The 17,482-nt window shown below is 69.7% G+C and carries 18 protein-coding genes and 1 pseudogene; 9 read left to right on the top strand and 10 right to left on the bottom strand.

Translation table 11 applies throughout. The features are described from left to right. Window positions 1-32 precede the first annotated feature (32 nt). Complete coding sequence (locus LPC08_RS25545; protein ID WP_230453243.1) at window positions 33-1,241, bottom strand: MFS transporter; 1,209 nt, start codon at window positions 1,239-1,241, stop codon at window positions 33-35. Window positions 1,242-1,279: 38 nt separating this feature from the next. Next, on the bottom strand, window positions 1,280-2,599 hold the full coding sequence (locus LPC08_RS25540) for a tetratricopeptide repeat protein (RefSeq protein ID WP_230453242.1): 1,320 nt from the start codon (window positions 2,597-2,599) through the stop codon (window positions 1,280-1,282). 142 nt (window positions 2,600-2,741) lie between these two features. Between LPC08_RS25540 and LPC08_RS25535 the strand changes: the two genes are divergently transcribed. Continuing rightward, the gene (locus LPC08_RS25535; protein WP_230453241.1) at window positions 2,742-3,572 is read left to right on the top strand and encodes an AraC family transcriptional regulator; all 831 of its coding nucleotides are present in this window, start codon (window positions 2,742-2,744) and stop codon (window positions 3,570-3,572) included. A gap of 331 nt (window positions 3,573-3,903) precedes the next feature. On the opposite strand, the gene LPC08_RS25530 is transcribed toward LPC08_RS25535, so the two are convergent. Genes LPC08_RS25530 through LPC08_RS25520 form a run of 3 tightly spaced genes read right to left on the bottom strand, consistent with a single transcriptional unit; the run spans window position 3,904 to window position 7,432 of the window. Continuing rightward, window positions 3,904-4,911: a TniQ family protein gene (locus tag LPC08_RS25530; RefSeq protein WP_230453387.1), complete on the bottom strand. Its 1,008-nt coding sequence runs from the start codon at window positions 4,909-4,911 to the stop codon at window positions 3,904-3,906. A 44-nt stretch (window positions 4,912-4,955) separates the two neighbouring features. Then, entirely contained in the window at window positions 4,956-5,861 is a 906-nt protein-coding gene (locus tag LPC08_RS25525) for a TniB family NTP-binding protein (RefSeq protein ID WP_230453240.1), read from the bottom strand. After that, a complete protein-coding gene (locus LPC08_RS25520) occupies window positions 5,858-7,432 on the bottom strand; it encodes a TnsB C-terminal domain-containing protein (RefSeq protein ID WP_230453239.1) in 1,575 nt (524 codons plus the stop codon). The genes LPC08_RS25525 and LPC08_RS25520 overlap by 4 nt, the downstream gene beginning before the upstream one ends. Before the next feature lie 167 nt (window positions 7,433-7,599). Between LPC08_RS25520 and LPC08_RS25515 the strand changes: the two genes are divergently transcribed. The 3 genes from LPC08_RS25515 to LPC08_RS25505 all read left to right on the top strand — a co-directional run bounded on the left by LPC08_RS25515 (window position 7,600) and on the right by LPC08_RS25505 (window position 10,426). After that, on the top strand, window positions 7,600-8,871 hold the full coding sequence (locus LPC08_RS25515) for a DUF1214 domain-containing protein (protein ID WP_230453238.1): 1,272 nt from the start codon (window positions 7,600-7,602) through the stop codon (window positions 8,869-8,871). Window positions 8,872-9,345: 474 nt separating this feature from the next. Beyond that, window positions 9,346-9,483 (top strand): hypothetical protein, encoded by a 138-nt coding sequence (locus LPC08_RS25510; RefSeq protein WP_230453237.1) that lies wholly within the window; start codon window positions 9,346-9,348, stop codon window positions 9,481-9,483. A 301-nt stretch (window positions 9,484-9,784) separates the two neighbouring features. Beyond that, window positions 9,785-10,426 carry a short-chain dehydrogenase/reductase gene (locus LPC08_RS25505; protein WP_230453236.1) on the top strand — a complete coding sequence of 214 codons (642 nt, stop codon included), beginning with the start codon at window positions 9,785-9,787 and terminating at the stop codon, window positions 10,424-10,426. Window positions 10,427-10,476: 50 nt separating this feature from the next. Here the strand turns inward: LPC08_RS25505 and LPC08_RS25500 are convergent, their stop codons facing one another. Beyond that, entirely contained in the window at window positions 10,477-11,805 is a 1,329-nt protein-coding gene (locus LPC08_RS25500) for an IS1182 family transposase (RefSeq protein WP_230450761.1), read from the bottom strand. On the opposite strand from LPC08_RS25500, the gene LPC08_RS26355 reads away from it, so the two are divergent. Then, window positions 11,718-12,026, top strand: coding sequence for an SDR family oxidoreductase (locus tag LPC08_RS26355; protein WP_370643385.1), 309 nt, complete (start codon window positions 11,718-11,720; stop codon window positions 12,024-12,026). The two genes, LPC08_RS25500 and LPC08_RS26355, sit on opposite strands and share 88 nt — an antisense overlap. Before the next feature lie 56 nt (window positions 12,027-12,082). On the opposite strand, the gene LPC08_RS25490 is transcribed toward LPC08_RS26355, so the two are convergent. From LPC08_RS25490 to LPC08_RS25475, 4 genes are all read right to left on the bottom strand, one after another. Beyond that, the gene (locus LPC08_RS25490; protein WP_230453235.1) at window positions 12,083-12,937 is read right to left on the bottom strand and encodes a segregation and condensation protein A; all 855 of its coding nucleotides are present in this window, start codon (window positions 12,935-12,937) and stop codon (window positions 12,083-12,085) included. Further along, window positions 12,930-13,508, bottom strand: coding sequence for a hypothetical protein (locus LPC08_RS25485; RefSeq protein WP_230453234.1), 579 nt, complete (start codon window positions 13,506-13,508; stop codon window positions 12,930-12,932). The genes LPC08_RS25490 and LPC08_RS25485 overlap by 8 nt, the downstream gene beginning before the upstream one ends. Before the next feature lie 134 nt (window positions 13,509-13,642). Next, window positions 13,643-14,698 carry a site-specific integrase gene (locus LPC08_RS25480; protein WP_230453233.1) on the bottom strand — a complete coding sequence of 352 codons (1,056 nt, stop codon included), beginning with the start codon at window positions 14,696-14,698 and terminating at the stop codon, window positions 13,643-13,645. Further along, complete coding sequence (locus LPC08_RS25475) at window positions 14,695-15,018, bottom strand: DUF7673 family protein (protein WP_230453232.1); 324 nt, start codon at window positions 15,016-15,018, stop codon at window positions 14,695-14,697. Before LPC08_RS25475 ends, LPC08_RS25480 begins: the two co-directional genes overlap by 4 nt. Before the next feature lie 314 nt (window positions 15,019-15,332). Between LPC08_RS25475 and LPC08_RS25470 the strand changes: the two genes are divergently transcribed. The 4 genes and pseudogenes from LPC08_RS25470 to LPC08_RS25455 all read left to right on the top strand — a co-directional run bounded on the left by LPC08_RS25470 (window position 15,333) and on the right by LPC08_RS25455 (window position 17,400). Further along, entirely contained in the window at window positions 15,333-15,587 is a 255-nt protein-coding gene (locus tag LPC08_RS25470) for a type II toxin-antitoxin system Phd/YefM family antitoxin (protein WP_230453231.1), read from the top strand. Beyond that, window positions 15,587-16,009 (top strand): type II toxin-antitoxin system VapC family toxin, encoded by a 423-nt coding sequence (locus LPC08_RS25465; protein WP_230453230.1) that lies wholly within the window; start codon window positions 15,587-15,589, stop codon window positions 16,007-16,009. The genes LPC08_RS25470 and LPC08_RS25465 overlap by 1 nt, the downstream gene beginning before the upstream one ends. Window positions 16,010-16,094: 85 nt before the next feature. Beyond that, window positions 16,095-16,298, top strand: a pseudogene (locus tag LPC08_RS25460) (transposase); the annotation flags it as partial. A gap of 109 nt (window positions 16,299-16,407) precedes the next feature. Continuing rightward, entirely contained in the window at window positions 16,408-17,400 is a 993-nt protein-coding gene (locus tag LPC08_RS25455) for a DDE-type integrase/transposase/recombinase (protein WP_370643374.1), read from the top strand. Window positions 17,401-17,482 lie beyond the last annotated feature (82 nt).

Here is a 17,482-nt window from a genome sequence, read left to right as displayed (position 1 = left end):
TAAACGAGGCCGCACGCAGGTCCGTAACACCCTCAAGTCGCGCGGCCAGAGCGCGCCGGCCGGGTGAGAGCCAGCGCGGCCACCGCGAGGGCCAACGGCGCGAAGGACAGCCAGAGCACCGTGTCCCAGCCGTAGGAGGCGAGCAGACCGCCCGATAGGAAGGACCCGAAGGCCATCGTCCCGAAGACGACGAAGTCGTTGAACGACTGCACCCGTGCGCGTTCCTCAGGCCGGTGGCACTCCAGCACCATGGCCGAGGCCCCGACGAAGCCGAAGTTCCAGCCGATGCCGAGCAGGAGCAGTGTGCCCCAGAAGTGCGCCACGTCCACGCCCAGTAGGCCTACCGCCGTAGAGGCGGCCGTCAGCACCAGTCCGGCCGCCACCACGCGGGTGGTACCGAAGCGAGTGATGAGCCGCCCCGTGAAGAAGCTCGGCGCGTACATGGCGATGACGTGCCACTGCAGGCCTAGATTGGCATCGCCCTGCGACAGTCCGCACATCCGCATCGCCAGCGGCGCGGAAGTCATGAGAAAGTTCATCAGCAGGTAGGACACTACACCGCAAATCACGGCGGTGACGAAGCGGGGCTGGCGCGCGATGAGCCCGAGCGGGCGGCCGCGGCCCGCTGCCTGCTCGGCCGCCGTCGGCTTTGGCAGCCGAACGCCGAGCAGGATCAGGGCGGAGAACGCGGCCACGCCGGCCTGGGCCATAAAGGTGACAGCGAATAGGTAGGGCGGCCACAGGTCCATGGTGTGGGTGACGAGCTGCGGACCGATCACCCCGGCGAAGACTCCGCCAGCCATCACCGCCGACAGCGCCCGCGGCCGCCTCTCGGCCGGCGCGCAGTCGGCGGCGGCGAAGCGGAAGCTCAGCACCACGGCAGCGTAGGCGCCGCCGAAGAAGGTCCCAGCGCAGAACAGCCAGAAGGAGCCCAGCACCACGGCCAGGGCGGCCAGTAGGCCGACGAGCACGCCGCAGCCGGCGCCCGCCAGGAAGGCGGCGCGGCGGCCATGGCGCGCGGCGATCAGCCCGGACAGCAGGGTGCAGGCCGCCATGCCGACCACGAAGATGGAAACCGGCAGCGTGGCCAGCGCCGGGTTCGGGGTGAGCATGCTGCCGACCACGGCGCCAGTGGCGTAGACGACCACGGAGTTGGCCCCGGCGAGCGCCTGCGCGGTCGCCAAGCGCAGGACGTTGCCGCGCTCGTGCGCGTGGGACGCGGTCGCCGACCGGATGGCCATGGGGGCGGCCGCGGTGCCTGCCTGAGACATGGCCTGCCTCAGACCGCCAGCGCGCCCTGCCACGCCTTGTCGCGCGGCGAGGGACGGCGGTGCAGGCGGCGGTCGAGGTGGCTGCCAGCCTTGGCAGCTTCGCCGCTCCTCATCAGGGCGAGCAGCAGCATGTCGTCCAGTAGCTCGCGCTGGGCACCACTGCCGCCGACGCGCACGACGTCGTCGGCGACCGGCTCCAGGATGCGGACGCACCCGGCGTAGTTCTCGTCGGCGAAGGCGAGGGCGGCGCGGCAGATGGCAGGCACTACCGGCCCCGCGGCCAGCGTCCCGGCCTCGATCATCCCCATCAGGGTGGAGACGCGCCGTTCCAGCCCCTCACTGTCCCCCGTCGCCGCGGCCAGCAGGGCCATGTGCATGTCGGCGAAGGCGAAGCCGGCACCCGGGAAGGCCGGGGTCGCGTAGGTCGAGGCGGCCTGCCACAGCCCCTCCGGCACCCGGTGGCCGTAGGCCTGCAGGCGCCACAGGAACGAGGCGGTGTCGCTGACCACGTTGACGGCATTGCCGGTGGAGACGGAGGGCTGCACGTGCTCGCCGTAGATGGCCAGGGCACGTTCCACGTCGCCGTGCTCCAGGGCGGCCAGGGCAGAGTGCCAGGCGATGTGCCCGTGCAGGATGCCCGACCGTGGGTAGGTCGGCAGCCAAGCCTGGATCAGGCGGTCGGCCTCATCATTGGCGCCACCCTCGTACATCGCGTGCGACAGGGCGTGGGCTGCGTTGGCATTGTTCGGGCGCAGGTCGAAGCCGCGCTGGGTAAGATCGCGACCGTAAGCCACGTTGCCGTTCTCCGCGTGCGACCAGCCGCGGTAGGTGAGGAACCACCAGTCGTCGGCCGCGAAGTGGGAGGCGTGGCGCTCGCACAGGTCCACGCGCGCCTGGTCGTGGTCCGCCTGGCCGGAGAAGGCGAGCAGCCCGAAGGCGCCGAGCGGCAGGGACAGGATAACGATGTCCCGAGGCCAGGTGTCGGCGTGCATCCGCACCTGCTCTAGCGCCTCGGCCGAGCGCCCGTTCACTGCGAGAGCAATGATGTGGACGTGGCTCCGCTCGCGCTCCGTGCCGCGGCGCGCCACCCGTTTGACCGCCGTCGCGGCCACGGCCCTGGCCTTCGCGCTCTCGGAGCGCATGGCGTGCGTGCGGGCGCGGGCGGCGTGGGCAAGGGCGAAGTCCGGGTCGGCCGCGATCGCCTCGTCCAACGCCTCGGCCGCACCAGGCCAAGTGGAGAGCATAAGATCGACACCCTCGCGGTAGCGCTCGGCCGCACGGTCGGAGGTGGTCGAGATCGGCAGGCCGCGGCTGTCGAGATGGGCCATGGCTGGTTCCTCGCGTCGAGAGGGAACAGGGGAGGTGCTGTTGTTCGAGGGTAAACATAATTTCCCCAAGCCCTCGTCGCCTTCCACAGGGGGACAATCTCTGTAGAATATCTGCCAATGTGAGGGCCAAGCGCGGGGCGCCATGATCTGGGAAACCATCGCGGCACCGCCGGGACTGTCGGCCCCTGACCCCCTGACCGTGCGAGCCCAGTCCATCGCGGCGCGCCATTACTTCCCCGAGCACGCGCACCGTTGGAACCAAGTCGTGTATGCGATCAGCGGCGTGCTGACGGTCGCGGTAGAGGGCCGCTCCTTCGTGATCTCGCCTGAGCAGGCGGTGTGGCTGCCGACCGGCCTGTCACACCGGGTGGGATCGCTGCTCGGGGCGGAGTTCCGCAGCCTCTGGATCACCGACGAGGTGCGTGACGGCCTGCCGGCGCAACCCAGCGTCTTCGCCGTGACGCCGCTGCTGCGGGAGCTGATCGTGGAGGCGGCGGAGATCGAGGGACGGAATGATCGCGACGGCTACGCGCGCCGCGTCGCGGCCCTGATCCTCGACCAGCTCCGGCGCGCGTCACCCCTTCCCGGTGCCCTGCCGTGGCCGCGCGGCGGCGCACCGGCGGCCGTGTGCGAGGCCCTCTACGCCGACCCTGCCGACCCCCGCGGCCCGGAGGAATGGGGCCGCGAGGTCGGGATGTCGGCGCGTAGCTTGGCGCGCCGCTTCGAGGAGGAGGTGGGGATGAGCCTGCGCTCCTGGCGCCGGCGACTGCGGCTGTTCAAGGCAGTGGAGCTGCTCGGCGGCGGCCTCGGCGTGACGCGCACCGCGATGGAGCTCGGCTACGGCTCGACCTCCGCCTTCACCTACGCCTTCCGCATGGAGATGGGCTGCGCCCCCCAGGCCTACCTCCGCGGGCGCGGCCGGAACGCGCCCGCGGAGGCAGGCCCGGGGGGCGAGCCCCGCACCGAGGGGTGAGCCGCGCGCGGCCGGCAGGGACCGGCCAGCGGCGCGGCGTCCCTCACGCCTCCGACCGCGCCTGGGCCACCACCTCGCGCAGGCCCTGCGCCTCCATCGGGGCGCCTGTTCCTGCCCGGGCACCGCGATCACGTCCGGATGCAGCAGCGGCGCGTCCTTCAGCCATAGGGTCGCGCCCGCCGGCCCGGCCCCCGCCTCCAGCCCGGTCCCGGCGGGCAGACGGCCCCAACCCTGGGGCCCCAAGGGCCAGCGCGTCCGCTGCGATGTCCTCGCCGCGTCCGATCGCCGCTGTCGTTTCTTTTGAAAAGTAGAACGAGCGCGATAAGGAGGTTTACTCCTTCAAATGGTAGAATTCTCTGGTCCGCCAGTTCTGCTGACGCTTTCGCCATTCCATCCGATCGGCATCGGTCAGGCAGTCGAGGAGAGCGGCTGCATCACTTTGCCAGTCGCCGGGCGGGTCACGGAATGCGCGCCGCAACGCCGTGGTGCTCGTCAGGATCGTCGCGGTCGCCAGCATCAGGTGCCGGCTGCGCAACGAAAGTGTGGAGAACTCGACCGGCCCGGCCAATCGCCGCCGCGCCATCTGCCAGCGACTGTCGAGGCGCTCCAGCGCGAAGGCCTCGTAAACCAGGCGATCCGGCTCGAACCGATCGGCTCGCGTGAATGCCCATACGACGTCGTGCGCTGACCTGTCCTGCCCGCGCATGGGCCGGCGCGCGCGCCCCGGAGCGGAGGCCAGCAGCGATGCCTCCTGCAGCCGCACCATCTCATGGTACAGGATCGCCTCCATCCCGGTTGCCATCGGGCGGGCTTCGGATGATGGCGCGGCGGCAGCGTCCGGTCGCGTTGGCCGGGCGAGGTAGCTGCCTATCCCGGCCAGTGGATATCGGCTCGCGTAGTCTGCCCATGCGGGGTGGGCGACCTCGCCTGGCCGGACCTCCACCAGCGGTGCATGGTGGCGGGAGCAGACCGTGCAGGGGGCCAGCACCCAGGCACGCCGGAGCCAACTGACGCCATGAGATAGCCGCTGCTCCTCCAGGCAATGGGGGCAGGCGGCATAGCGGATCGGTCCCGCCCCGGGATAGCGCGCGAGCAGCCCCCTCGCCCAAGGGTAGGCGCCGGGGATGCTGCGCTTCGCAAGATACTCAATCCCGACGCCCAGCACCGCCGCAGCCGGCCGGAGAGCGCTCCTCGGCGTGCCGAGATCCATCGCGCTCAGATCCATGGCATCCGGCGCCCGTCCGATCTCCCGCAGCAGCTTCAGCACCGGCTGCCCATGGAACTGTGCCGTACGGATCAGCCAGGAGGAGGTCAGCTCGTCTTCCTCCGATGGTGGCACGATCAACAGGGGTTGGACCGTCTGACCAGTCCCCTGCCCTATCCTCATGCGGAGATGTCCGCTCGCCGCCGTGCCTCCATCGACAGCAGGGGAGCCCGCTGTGGCAGGGTCTCGAAGCTTTGCAGCGTGATGCGTTCGCTGCTGTCCCGGATCGCCTCCACCGCCAGCCGCTCCAGCAGCCGCGCGATGCGCACGGTGATGCCTTCGGTCAGGGTCAGGATGGCCGTGCGGACCTTGCCCTGATCCAGTTCCGAACCCCGCCGTAGCGGCAGCAGCGCTCCGTAGCTGGCCAGCAGCCGCCGGAAGGCCAGATTGTCGCGCCAGCGCGGCAGTTCCACCGCCTCGAACCGATCCGCCAAGCCGCTGTCGGTCAGGAGGGCACGCCTGGCCTCCGGCGTGCCGGCGCAGACCAGGGGCATCTCCAGATCGTTGGCCAGCAGTCGGATGACGTTGAGGAAGATACGCTGCTGCCGGTCTCCACCCACCAACAAGGCATGGATCTCGTCGATCACCAGGACCCGCGCGCCGACGATGCGCAGCGCGTCACGTGCCATCCGCCGTGCCCGGATCCTGCTGACCTCGCCGAGCAGCGGCAGCCCGAGCGCCCCGAGCAGTTCCTCGTAGAATGGCACCTCCGCGGGCTCGGGTGGCAGTTGCATCAGCACCACCGGCATCTGCGCCACGCCGAGACGGGCATCCACCGCCCGTGGATGATCCCGGCTGAACTTGCGCAGGATCATCGACTTGCCCATGCCGGTGCGGCCGTGCACCAGCAGGCAGGGCATGCGGTTGCGCTGTGGGTAGGTCAGCAGGTCGTCCATGGCGGCCAGTGCCGCTTCGGCCGCGGGGTGACTGATCCAGCGCTCGGCGCGAATCCATTGGATGCGCTCCTCATCGGGCAGTTCGGCCACTGGCTGGTAGGCGGGGTCGAGGTGCCCGAGATCGCTCATCGCGACCACTCCTCCACCGCATAGGGCAGAATCGGACCCACGTCGTCTTCGGAGGAGATCGCCTCCACCCGCGGCTCCTCCTTCGGAGTTGCCCGACGCCGCGGCTGGATCAGGCGCTCCCGGTCGCGACGCATGCGCCGGCTCTCCGCCTCAGCTCCAGCGACGATCTCACGCTGCCGATCGATCGAGGCGAAGATCTGGCGCTGCGTGACGTCCCGTGTCCCGGCGGCAGACAGGCGACGGCTGGCGGCCTGGATCTCCGACAGCGACACCGCGGGCAGGCGGCGGTCGCCGTAGGGAATGGGCCAGTACTGTCCCTCCTCGTCGCGCAGATAGACCTGCGACATGTCCCGAGGGTCGTAGCGCACGATGAACATCTGGCGCCGCCCGACCGGGAAGGTCGACAGCACCCCATCGGAATAGGTGATGTTGAAGAGGGAAATGCCACTCCGCTGGATGGTACGCTGGCGGAACGGCAGGAAGTCGAGAAGGAAACGATCCGGATCCTGCGGTTGCCGGTGTGGGTCGGGCAAGCGGGCCATCGCCTCCGTCCAGGCCGCGATCGGGGCTTTGCCGAGGCCCCGGTGGACGCCGTGGTGATAGACACCGGCGATCTGGTGCACCAACCAGGTTTCCAGCTCGTCCAGCGTCATCGCCGCGGTCGCGGCCGGATCCCGGTCGCGCTCCGCCACGCTGCGGCCGGTGGCACCCGGCAGCAGGCGCAGCGCGCCCATCATCGTGCCGATCAGCCGTTCGATGTGGCCGCCCCAATGGGGCGTGGCGGGAGGCCGGTAGCGCACCTCGATGCCGTACTGCGCCGTGCCCCGTCGCAGCGCCGCCGAGCGGAACTCCTTGGCATTGTCGAGATGCAGGCGCTGCGGCAGGCCCGACACGGGCCAGGGCAGGTCCACCCCGCGATCCCGCAGGTAGGCCTCCTTGGGCAAGACGGTGCGGCTGAGGGCCAGTGCGACGCTCAGTGCGGAGGGCGGCTCCAGGCTGAGGTGGAAGCCCGCGACCATGCGGGTGGCGACGTCGATGGCCAGGGTGAGCCAGGGGCGTTCGAGGGGCTGGCGGTCGAGGGCCGAGACCACCATGACGTCGGCCAGGATGTGGTCGACCTGGACGAGGCCAAGAGGCTGCTCCTCGGTGAGGTGCCCGACGATCCGCCCCAGTTTACGCCGCGCATGCCGCGCCCCTTTGCGCCGACGCAGTACCTCGCGCGGATCAAGGTCCGCCAAGCGCTGGGTGATGGCTGTGTAGCTTGGCGCGGGCCTCTGCTCCTGGACGCAGCGCCGTGCGATCTCACGGACGAGAGCCGAAGCCGACGGACAGTTCCGCTGGAGGTAGAAGTCGTCGATGGCCGTCTCGATGATGGTCTCTACGTCCGGGCTGAGCAGCTTTGCACCATGCGACCTGCCACGAGGCCGTGGCACGACCGCGGTGACGGTCGGATCCGCGCGCAGGCGCCGGAGCAGGCGATAGCAGTAGGCCTGTCCGATGCCGAGTTGCTCGGCTGCGGCCCGGATTTCGGCAACCGTTGTTCGCTCATGAGCAACGAGTTCGATCAGCACACGCCGCCGCTCCTCGCCCAGAGACCAGGCTGCATCGCCAGGAGCGTGGAGTTCGACCCGCCGCACCGGTCACTCCCTAAATCGGAACGACCTTATAACGATTATACTGAATAAGCAAGAGGCTGATGCAACGACGGCTTCTGGACGCCCTTAACCATCTGAAATCCATGGAGCTCGATTCTACGATTATCGAAATTCTGACACGGGCCTTCGCGGCGGTCGGCCTCGATCCGGCGGCTCCGGCGATGATCGTCTTCGACCGGCCGCTGTCTCCCAAGCAGATCTTCATGACGGGCAACGACGTCTCGACCTACGGGATGTCCATCATCAACCTGAGCCGGACCGGCCCCTTCGTGATCGACGTCCCGGAGGGCGTCCTCGGCGGCATCGTGGACTTCTGGCAGCGGGCCGCCCTCGACATCGGCATCGGCGAGACGCGGCGGGGCGCGAAGCTCCTCCTCCTCCCGCCCGGCTTCGAGGGGGAGGTGCCGGCGGGGTTCCTGGCGGCGCGCTGCCGCACCAGCCGGGTGTTCGTGCTCGCCCGCGGAACGCCGCGGCCGGGCGAGGGGCCGGATGCACTCGTCAACCTGCTCGCCTCCATCGGGCTGTATCCGCTGGCGCGGCGGGACGCGATCCCGCCGACGCGCGTGATCCGCGTCGGCGGCGTCCCGCTGGACTCCGACTGGCCGAAGGACGAGCACTTCTTCGAATACCTGGCCGATGGCCTCTCGGACGTGCGGGTGGAGCCGCAGGACAAGCTGATGTATGCGATGATCAAGCCGTTGGGACTGGAGCCCGGCAAGCCGTTTCGCCCGGACGAGCGGCAGCGGCGCATCCTGGCCAGGGCCGCGGCAATGGGCGCGGCCATGACGGCGAACATGGCCTTCGCCAACCGCTTCGAGGGGCGGCAGATCTGGCCGGACCGCCAGTGGGAGCGGATCACCTTCGCGACGACGCCGGAGTTCGAGACGGCGGAGCGGATCGAGTTGGATGAGCGGGCGCAGGGCTGGTATCAGCTCGCGATGAACGCCCGCTACCTCTACACGGCGCATCCCGTGTCGGGTGAGGGCACCTGGTACACCTCGACCTTCCGGGATGGCCGCGGGGCGTTCCTGGAGGGCGGCAAGGCCTACCGGCTCCGCGTCGAGGCCGGCACGCCGGCCAAGGCGTTCTGGTCCGTCACCCTTTACGACAACCGGACGCGCAGCATGATCGACACGGATCAGCAGCGGGCGGGGCGCAGCAGCCTGGTCAATCTCCGCAAGAACGCCGACAGGTCCGTAGACCTGCATTTCGGGCCGCAGGTGCCGGCCGGGATGGAAGACAACTGGATCCGGACGATCCCAGGGCAGGGCTTCTTCGCCATGTTCCGCCTCTACGGCCCGCTGGAGCCCGTGTTCGAGGGAACATGGAAGCTGAACGACATCGCCACGACGTGATCGGAAGGGTTGGAGCGTCGCGCATGCCGCGCCAAAATCTTGAGCTTCTTGCCAACGCCGCAGTTCAACCCGCTCAGCGACTTGCCTGCTGCGCAACTCCGGGACGAAGGTTCCATTGTGGACCGGGTGCGATCCTACGCAACCGCGTCGATGCGCTGAATCGAACTTTCGGTTCCCCTGCTACTGAGACCCCTTTATGGCCAATTGCAATCCTTCCGGATCGCCTGGCCGGCAACCTTCACCGATCGGTCAGCGCAGTTTGGCCGATGGTCTATACCCACTGTCGCCTCGTAGAAGGACGCAGGGCGGCGGCTGAGAGTATCGTTGCCCACTGGACAGCGAGGGTCGGAAGCGTGGGCCCGTGGCCTCGCCGGCTTCGGCTGTGCAACTCCGCCGCCTATCGGCGCCGCGGAATGCCCGCCGTGTGGCAGCGCGCGGCGCCCCACGCATCGCAGAGGATCGGACGCAGCCTCCATGGACACGAACGAGGGCGGCCTTCCGCAGCGCCCGGACCTCCTTGGACCGGTCGCCATCGTCTCGATCGCCCAGCTGTTCGGGACGTCGCTGTGGTTCAGCGCGAACAGCGCGGCGGACGCGGTCCGTGGCCTCTGATCGCCAGGCCAGCATCCATCCCGTTGCCGCCGGCTAGGCGGTTCCGGGCTCATGGCTCCCGATCTGACCGTTCCGAGCGTGTCGCCCACGCATCAGAACAGCATGCCGACACCGGCTAACATCAGCAGGGCGCAAACCAGGTGCTTGATCGCTCCTCGCGAGATCGGCGGGGAACGGTTGGGGCTGTGCGGCGTGCTGCAGCGCCTCGGTGCGATGTGCCAGGATGAAGGCGAACGTGTAGGGGATCAGCCCGCTGGAGCGTCTTTCTGAGCCCAACCGGGGGATCCCGAGGGAGGTGGCTATGGATCTGCAACTGGCGGGCAAGCGGGCGCTCATCACGGGCGGCTCGCGCGGCATAGGACGTGCCACGGCGCGGATTCTGGCGGCCGAGGGCTGCGACCTGTTCCTGGTCGCGCGCGACCCCGCCGTGCTGGAGGAGGCGGCGCAGGCCATCCGCGGCGCCCAGCAGGTCCGGGTCGAGACCTGTTCCGCCGACCTGTCCTCCGATGCCGAGGTGCGGCGCGTCGCCGGCCTCGCCGGCGCGATCGACATCCTCGTCAACAACGCCGGGGCCATCCCGCCGGGGAACCTCCTCGCGGTGGACGACGAGACCTGGCGCCGTGCCTGGGACCTGAAGGTCTTCGGCTTCGTGTCCCTGACCCGTGCCCTCTACCCCCTCATGAAGGCGCGAGGCGGCGGGGTGATCGTCAACGTCATCGGCGCGGCGGGGGAGAAGTTCCCAGCGGGCTACATCGCCGGCGCCGCGGGCAATGCGGCGCTGATGGCCCTAACGCGGTCCCTGGGCCGGGCCAGCCCAGCCAACAACATCCGCGTGGTCGGCATCAACCCCGGAGCCACTGCCACCGAGCGCCACCAGATGCTGGCCCGACACCGCGCGGAGCAGGAGCTAGGAGCCCGTCTCGGTAACCACTTTTCGGGCTGACATTGTGGAACGTTGAGCGGCGCCCGTGGTGCGCCAGCTTGCAGCGCGGGTCATCCTGTTGGTGCCTTGGCGAGCTTGGTGAGGTTGTGGGCGGTGCAGACCAACGCCCACTCGTGTTTTACCTTCTCGAGGCCGCGGAGGAGGAGTTGTCGGAACCCTCGTGCTTGCTTGATCTGTCCAAAGACGGGTTCGACGACCTGCTTGCGTAACCGGTAGCGGCTGCGCCGGCCGGCACGCCTGAGCCGCTGCCGCATGGCTGAAACCAGTGGGCCTCTGCGACGGTCCTCGCCGCCATCGGGGTGCTTGGCGCGACCGGTGGCGACGTAGCCGCGGATCTTGCGCCGGTCGAGGTCGGCCAGGTTGGCCTCCGAGCAATAGCCGCTGTCGGCGGAGACCTCGGTGGGCGTGACGCCGGTGTTGGCCGTGACCGCGTCGAGCAGCGGTCCCAAGGCGTCCTGGTCGGAGGCGTTGTTGGTCAGGTGATGCGCCACGATCACCTGTGCCGTCGCGTCCACCGCGGCCCCAGCGTTGTAGGCCTGCACGAAGCCGTCGCGACCCTTCATGATCCGGCTCTCCGGATCGGTGAAGTTGCGCTGTGCCGTGGGCCTGGGCTCGCAAGGCGGATGCTTCGGCTTGCGTCCGCGACGCCCACGCGGCGAGCCGTCGGCCTTCGTTCCCGGATCCGGCTGGGAGGCCGCAGCAGCAAGCGCCTCGGCCTCCAACTCCGCCTTCGCAGCACGGATCCGCTCCAGGCGGTGCCTCTTGTCGCGCATCCAGTCCGGCATCTCGTCGCCGCGCCGCTCGTCCCCGAGAGTGGCGTCTTCTTCGGCGTCGGCTCCCTCCGCCTGCGCCAGCCATCCCTCGACCTCGGCCGCCAGTTCGGCCTCGGCCGGGCTCATCCGGGCGTAGCTCATCGCCTTGTGCTTGGAGGCATTGGCCCGCAGCTTGGTGCCGTCCACCGCGACATGGCCAAGGCCGACCAGGCCGGCGCGTCGGCACAAGGTGAGCACCTGCACGAAGAGCGCAGCCAGTGCCGGCAGGTGACGCCGGCGGAACTCGCTGATGGTGCGGAAGTCCGGCCTGTTCAGCGCCGTTACTGCCTGGAAGTCGAGCCGTTCCTCGCAGGCGCGCGCGATCCGCCGCGACGAATAGACGCCTCGGCTGTAGGCGTAGAGCAGCAGCGCCACCATCATCGCCGGGTGGTACGGCGGATAGCCACGGGGCTCCGTGTAGGCCGAAAGAATGGCCGAGAGATCGAGTTCCTCCGCCACGATGTCGCGGACCAGATGCGCTGGATGCCCCTGGGGCACGAACTCCTGCACCGAGGGCGGCAGCAGCCAGACCTCGTCCACCTTCCAGGGCCGAAAGCTCTTCGTCATGCCGGCGAGCGAATCACCACCCAACCCACCTGTCGAGCCTATTCAGCCGTTACCGGGACACGCTCCTAGGCGATGCCGATCGCTGGCAGGAGCTGTTCCGGACGCTGCCCTTCGGCCGCCCCGGGCGGCCGGAGGAGATCGGCCACGCCGTGGCGTTCCTCGCCAGCCCGCTGTCGGGCTACACCTCCGGAACCATCCTGACCATCGACGGCGGTGCCTGATCAGCGCTCCGGCAGCGTGCGCGGTAGGGAGAAGGCGTGCTGTCCTTGTTCCACCTTCACTGCAGCTCGCCGGGGTGCCGAGTGCCTGTGGGCCAATTCAATCGAATGTTCCCGAACGATTCCTCCTGCTCGATGCGGGCAGCACCGTCACGGGCGAGTTCCAGCCCGGCGACGAGGGTGCTGGCCAGCGCTGCGCGGTATTGGAGCGGCCGGTCCGGTGCCGCGGGGTCGAGCGCCGGCAGGCAGGCGTCAAGCGTCAGGCCCTCGGCCGGCGCTTCGCGCAGCAGCGCGGCGATGCGCGCTAGCGCCTCGGGCACCCGCCACAGCTCGGGCGGCGTGGGGCGCCAAGCGGCCGGGGCGTCGGATTCGCTCCTCTCCCCGGCCCTGCCCTCCAGGATGACCAGCGTCGCCTCCCAGAACGCCACCACCCGCTCCGCCCCCGGTCCCGCTGGCCTGTGCTGCCGCCCCCGCTCGAACACCGCCTGGCCCAGCTGCGGCCGCGCCCCCAGCCACGCCGCCGCCGCACGGATGACCGCGATCCCCTCCATCTGCCCCAGCCGCCGCCGCGCCTCGGCCTCGGCGGCCTCCGCCTCCTGTGGGCTCGCCGGCCACAGTAGCTGCGCCTTCAGCCGCACCAACTCGGCGGCCATCACCAGCCACTCGCCCCGGCGCTCCAGCGGCACCGCCCCGGCCCTGTCCTCCAACGCCGCCACCAGCTGCTCGACCAGGGCGACGATCGGCAGCCGCCCGAGATCCAGCCGCTGCCGGCGCACCATCTCCAGCAGGAAGTCCAGCGGCCCCGCGAACCCCTCCACCGCCAGGTGCGGCGCCGCCTCGGGCGAACACTGCTCCGCCGTCGGTAAGTCCCGCCCCCAATCGTCGGCTGCCGCGGCCGAGGCCGCCTCAGCCACGGCGCGCTCGCGCCGACTTGCGATGGAGGATCGCCACCTTCCCCTCGCCCGCCGCTTCGGCCTCGGCGGCGTCCCCGTAGTGCGGCCGCAGCGCCAGGGTCAGCTCTGGCCAGCCGCGCCGCAGTCGCCGCAGCGCCTGCCAGGGCGACCAGTCGGCCGACCAGAACTCCACCCGTAGCTCACCCATCCGCTTGCGCCGCCCGTCCAGCTCGGTGGGCAGCAGCCGAACGTGCCGTAGCGCCCGCGTCGTGCCCCACTGCGCCCATAGCCATGCCCGGCTGGCCGGATCCTCCGGCCCCAGCCGCAGGATCGCCGGCGGCACCGGCAACAGCCGCTGCAGGTCGAAGGGGCAGCGCCGGTCGCTGACCATCCGCGCCAGCGCCCGCTGGTGGTTGGCCGCCGCCGCCTCGCGCAGCCGCCGCGCCAGGATGCGCGCCCCGGCCAGGCTGATCGCCCGCTCACCCTCCGGCGGGGATGCGAGCGTCAGGAACCAGTCCTCCTCCATCCGGTCGAGGTCCAGCACCCAGGGGATCACCCCGGGCCCGGCCGCAGCCGCGGCAAAGCGCGCCACCGCCTCATTCGGTCCACTCACCGTCAGGGTGTGGCGCAGCCACTCTGTGTCCGCAGGCGCCAGGGGAGCCTCCGCCTGAGGGGGCGGGTCGGCGGCATAGGCCGCCCCGGCAGGCGCGGGCAACCTTCCCTGCCCTACAGGTCGAGCAGGCGGGCGGGGCTGTCGCGGGTGATGCGCGCCCGCCGCCGGTAGCCCTGGGTGGTGGCCAGGCTCTTCTGCCGGGTGTGGTGCATCACCTGCTCGTCCAGCGCCCCCTTCAGGTAGGCCTCGGTAATGAAGCCCGCCCGCAGCCCGTGCGGCGACAGGCGCTCGCCCTCCTCCACGCTGATGCCGGCAATCTCTGCCCGCCGGCGCAGGATCCGCCACACGCCGTTGCCGGTCAGCCGCCCCTCCAGCGCGCCGCGGCTGCTCAGGCGCCGGAACACCGCGCCGTAGGGGATGCGCGAACGCCGCAGCCACTCCTCCATCGCGCGCACCGGACAGGTCAGCGGGTTCAGCCCGCGCGGGATGCCCAGGGAGGCCCCCTGCCCCTCCTGGTCGCGCTTGGAGTGCGGGATGGTCAGCACCAGCCCCTCGGGGGTGAAGCGCAGGTGCTCGCGGTCGACCGCCACCAGCTCGGAGCGGCGCAGGGCGCCGGCGAAGCCCAGCAGGAACAGCGCCCGGTCGCGGGTGCCCGCGAGGTCGCCGCCGCAGGCGTCGAGCAGGCGCTTGACCTCGGCCGAGGTCAGGGCCGCGGCCGGGCGGGCGGGGCGCTGTTGCTGGCGCAGGATGCCGCGCATGACGCTGCCGATGACCGGATCGCGCGAGGTCCAGGGCTGGCCGGCGCGGCGGTGGTGGTGGGCGATGGCGGCCAGGATCAGGCGCAGGCCGGAGCGGCCGAGGGTGGCAGAGCGCTCGGCGAGGTAGGCCGCGACGATCGCAGGCGGGGCCGGCAGCGACGGGGCGGCGTGGCCCTCGCACCAGGCCTGGAAGGCGCTCCAATAGCCCTCGTAGGCCTGCGCGGTGCGGGGTGCGAGGGTGTATTGGGCGAGGTCCACCGCCTTGGCCAGCGCCTCGCCGAAGCTCCCCTCGGCCAGGTGCGCCAGCTCCGGCGGCAGGGCTTCACGGGTGCTGGCAGGCGACCGCGATGCGGGGGCCGAAGCGGTGGGCGCAGCGAGCGATACCGCTACCACCTTCGATCTGCTGTTCATGCGGAGGGTCGTGGCTTGCCGGTGAGGTGCGGGCGCCAGGTTTGGACCAGTCCTTCGAAGCGCGCCCCAAGGCCGTAGGTCGTAGGGTAGTTGTGACGGCGGGCGACGAAGCCCATCACGCGGACCATGTCGCAGGAGATCGCGCTATCGACCCCCCAGAGGTCGGTGAGATCGAAGCCGCCGCAGTTGCGAGCGTTCCACCAGGCCAGGAGGAAATTCGCGACGTAGGCGGATTGGTGTGTGTCGCCCTCGGCGATGGTCAGCAAACGCAGAAGGGCACCGTCCGCCTCATCGTCGTCGGCAAGGTCCGTGGCGTGCATCGCGCTTCCCCTTCCTTTCGAAAAGCTGCACGGCATCAGGATGACGCGGCACTTCAACTGAGGCAACCCAACCCTTTTCCGTCGAAAGCACGCTAATCATACATTAGCGTGCGTGAAGGGGCTTTCGCGAGGCACCAAACGCCCTGGAAACAAGGCCTCCGGCGGTAGTTTGGCGCCTGACCGCGCCAGGCTCAGCGCTTGGAGGCGGGCAGCGGTCACACCCTTTGGACGCCTACCGTCAATCCGTCGTCGCAGACCTCTTGAAAGCAACGCCAGAATGTATAAATGTTCCTACATCCTCAGGAGGAGCCTCCATGCCCGTCACGACCCTCACCAGCCGCGAGTTCAATCAGGATACCGGCCGGGCCAAGAAGGCGGCGGTCGAGGGCCCGGTCTTCATCACCGATCGCGGCCGGCCGGCCCATGTCCTGTTGAGTTTCGAGGACTACCAGCGCCTTCGCGGGGCTCAAACGGGAATCGCCGATTTGCTGGCGATGCCGGATGATGACGGCATCGGCTTCGATCCGCCCAAGATCCATCTCGGAATGCAGGCTGCCGATCTGTCCTGATGTTTCTCCTCGACACCAACGTCGTCTCGGAGTTGCGCAAAGCTCGGACAGGCAACGCCGATCCATCCGTGGTGCGCTGGGCCGATAGTGTGGAAGTCGCCGGATTGTTCCTCTCGGCCATCACGGTCCTGGAGCTTGAACTCGGCGTGCTGCGGATCGAGCATCGGGATCCGGCACAGGGGCAGATGCTCAGGCGCTGGCTTGAGGACCAGGTCCTTCCGACCTTCCGGGAGCGTGTCCTGCCGGTCGACACTCGGGTCGCCCAGCGATGTGCACGACTGCACGTGCCGGACCCGAGGGCTGAACGCGATGCCCTGATCGCCGCAACGGGCCTCGTGCACGATCTGACCGTCGTGACGCGCAATACCGCGGATTTCCTGGCGACTGGCGTCTCGTTGTTGGATCCGTGGGTGATCCGTTGATGTTCCTCCCCTGGCTGCGTATTCCGACGCAAGCTAGCAGCCTGTCGGATTCCCATCTGGGCTGAGATCGGCGAATCTGGCGGGCATGGCGCAGTTCATCCCGTTCAGCCGTGACCAGGCGTTCCTGCCGCCGCCGGATGCCAAGGACTGGCTCCCGGCGGATGACGTGGCGCATTTCGTGGTCGCGGCAGCGGAGCGAGCGCCGCTCGGAGCCTTCGAGGTGCGGGCGCTGCCCGGCGGCAAGGCGCAGTACCATCCGCGGCTGCTGCTGGCGCTCCTGATCTACGCCTAGCTGTCAGGTTGCGGAACATTGTTGGGACCCGGTTGGGGTAGCGATTGTAGAGTGCGCCTACCGGTTCGAGCGCCTGCCTCGCGCCCTGCGGGGACGGAGATAAGCCATGCTCCAGATCCATCCGAATGCCCGCACCACGCCTGCGATCCGCGTCGAGATCGCCCGCTCGACCGAGCCCAGCGGCACTCTGGCCGGGCGCTACGAGGTGATTGCCGAGACCATCCGCAAATGGCGCAAGCGCAGGGTTGGCGCGTGCCTGGACCGCTCGGCCAGGCCTCACCGGCTGCCCTGGAAGGCCACCGACGAAGAGCGGGCGGTGGTCTGCGCCCTGCGCCGGGCCACCCACTTCGCCCTCGACGACCTCACCTTCGTGGTCACCCACTTCCTGCCGCACCTCAACCGCGACAGCGTCTGGCGCATCCTCAAGGCCGAGGGGATTAGCCGTCGGCCGCTGCCGCCCTCCGCCGCGCCAGCCAAGGGCCAGGGCACCTTCCGGGATTACGACCTCGGCTTCGTTCATATCGACATCAAGCACCTGCCCAAGCTGCGGACCATCGCCGGCGAGCAGCGCAAGCGCTACCTCTTCGTCACCATCGACCGCCACTCGCGCTCCGTCCATCTCGCGGTCAAGGACGACGAGACGGAGAGGAGCGCTATCGCCTTCCTGCGCGAGGCCGCGGCCGCCTTCCCCTTCCGCCTCACCTACGTGCTGACCGACAACGGCAGCTGCTTCACCGCCGCCTTCGCCAGGGCCTGCGCCGACCTCGGCGCCGAGTACCGGCACACCCGGCCTCGTACGCCGCAGACCAACGGCATGGCCGAGCGCTTCAACGGCCGCATCAGCAGCGAGGTGCTCGGCATCACTGTCCACTCGCACCAGCAGCTCGAGCAACTGCTCCGCGGCTTCAACACCGCCTACAACGCCCGCCGCCAGCGCGTGCTCGATGGCAGAATGCCCAGCCAGGTCGTCGCCGAACGCCTCAAGGCCCACCGCGAGCTCGCCCGCGGCAAGCCCGAAGGTCATGCCGGTCCGAGCAACATCGCCCAGGCACGCCTCGTCGCTGAAGCTACCAAGGAGGTCTCACAACCAGACAGCTAGGCTAACGGCATCCTCTCTTCACGGCGGATCGAGCGAGCGACGCACCGCGACATCGGCGTACGCTACGTGGCTGCGAACCTGC

It is taken from the genome of Roseomonas sp. OT10, from assembly GCF_020991085.1.
Lineage (GTDB): Bacteria > Pseudomonadota > Alphaproteobacteria > Acetobacterales > Acetobacteraceae > Roseomonas > Roseomonas cutis.
This window is presented reverse-complemented; position numbering and strand designations above follow the sequence as displayed.

What these genes read in the sequence shown, in the direction of transcription:
- LPC08_RS25480 (WP_230453233.1), bottom strand. Translation starts at nt 14,698, where the DNA reads ATGAACAGCAGATCGAAGGTGGTAGCGGTATCGCTCGCTGCGCCCACC.
- LPC08_RS25505 (WP_230453236.1), top strand. Translation starts at nt 9,785, where the DNA reads ATGGATCTGCAACTGGCGGGCAAGCGGGCGCTCATCACGGGCGGCTCG.
- LPC08_RS25510 (WP_230453237.1), top strand. Translation starts at nt 9,346, where the DNA reads ATGGACACGAACGAGGGCGGCCTTCCGCAGCGCCCGGACCTCCTTGGA.
- LPC08_RS25475 (WP_230453232.1), bottom strand. Translation starts at nt 15,018, where the DNA reads ATGCACGCCACGGACCTTGCCGACGACGATGAGGCGGACGGTGCCCTT.
- LPC08_RS25500 (WP_230450761.1), bottom strand. Translation starts at nt 11,805, where the DNA reads ATGACGAAGAGCTTTCGGCCCTGGAAGGTGGACGAGGTCTGGCTGCTG.
- LPC08_RS25455 (WP_370643374.1), top strand. Translation starts at nt 16,408, where the DNA reads ATGCTCCAGATCCATCCGAATGCCCGCACCACGCCTGCGATCCGCGTC.
- LPC08_RS25470 (WP_230453231.1), top strand. Translation starts at nt 15,333, where the DNA reads ATGCCCGTCACGACCCTCACCAGCCGCGAGTTCAATCAGGATACCGGC.
- LPC08_RS25525 (WP_230453240.1), bottom strand. Translation starts at nt 5,861, where the DNA reads ATGAGCGATCTCGGGCACCTCGACCCCGCCTACCAGCCAGTGGCCGAA.
- LPC08_RS25535 (WP_230453241.1), top strand. Translation starts at nt 2,742, where the DNA reads ATGATCTGGGAAACCATCGCGGCACCGCCGGGACTGTCGGCCCCTGAC.
- LPC08_RS25515 (WP_230453238.1), top strand. Translation starts at nt 7,600, where the DNA reads ATGGAGCTCGATTCTACGATTATCGAAATTCTGACACGGGCCTTCGCG.
- LPC08_RS25545 (WP_230453243.1), bottom strand. Translation starts at nt 1,241, where the DNA reads ATGGCCATCCGGTCGGCGACCGCGTCCCACGCGCACGAGCGCGGCAAC.
- LPC08_RS25540 (WP_230453242.1), bottom strand. Translation starts at nt 2,599, where the DNA reads ATGGCCCATCTCGACAGCCGCGGCCTGCCGATCTCGACCACCTCCGAC.
- LPC08_RS25465 (WP_230453230.1), top strand. Translation starts at nt 15,587, where the DNA reads ATGTTTCTCCTCGACACCAACGTCGTCTCGGAGTTGCGCAAAGCTCGG.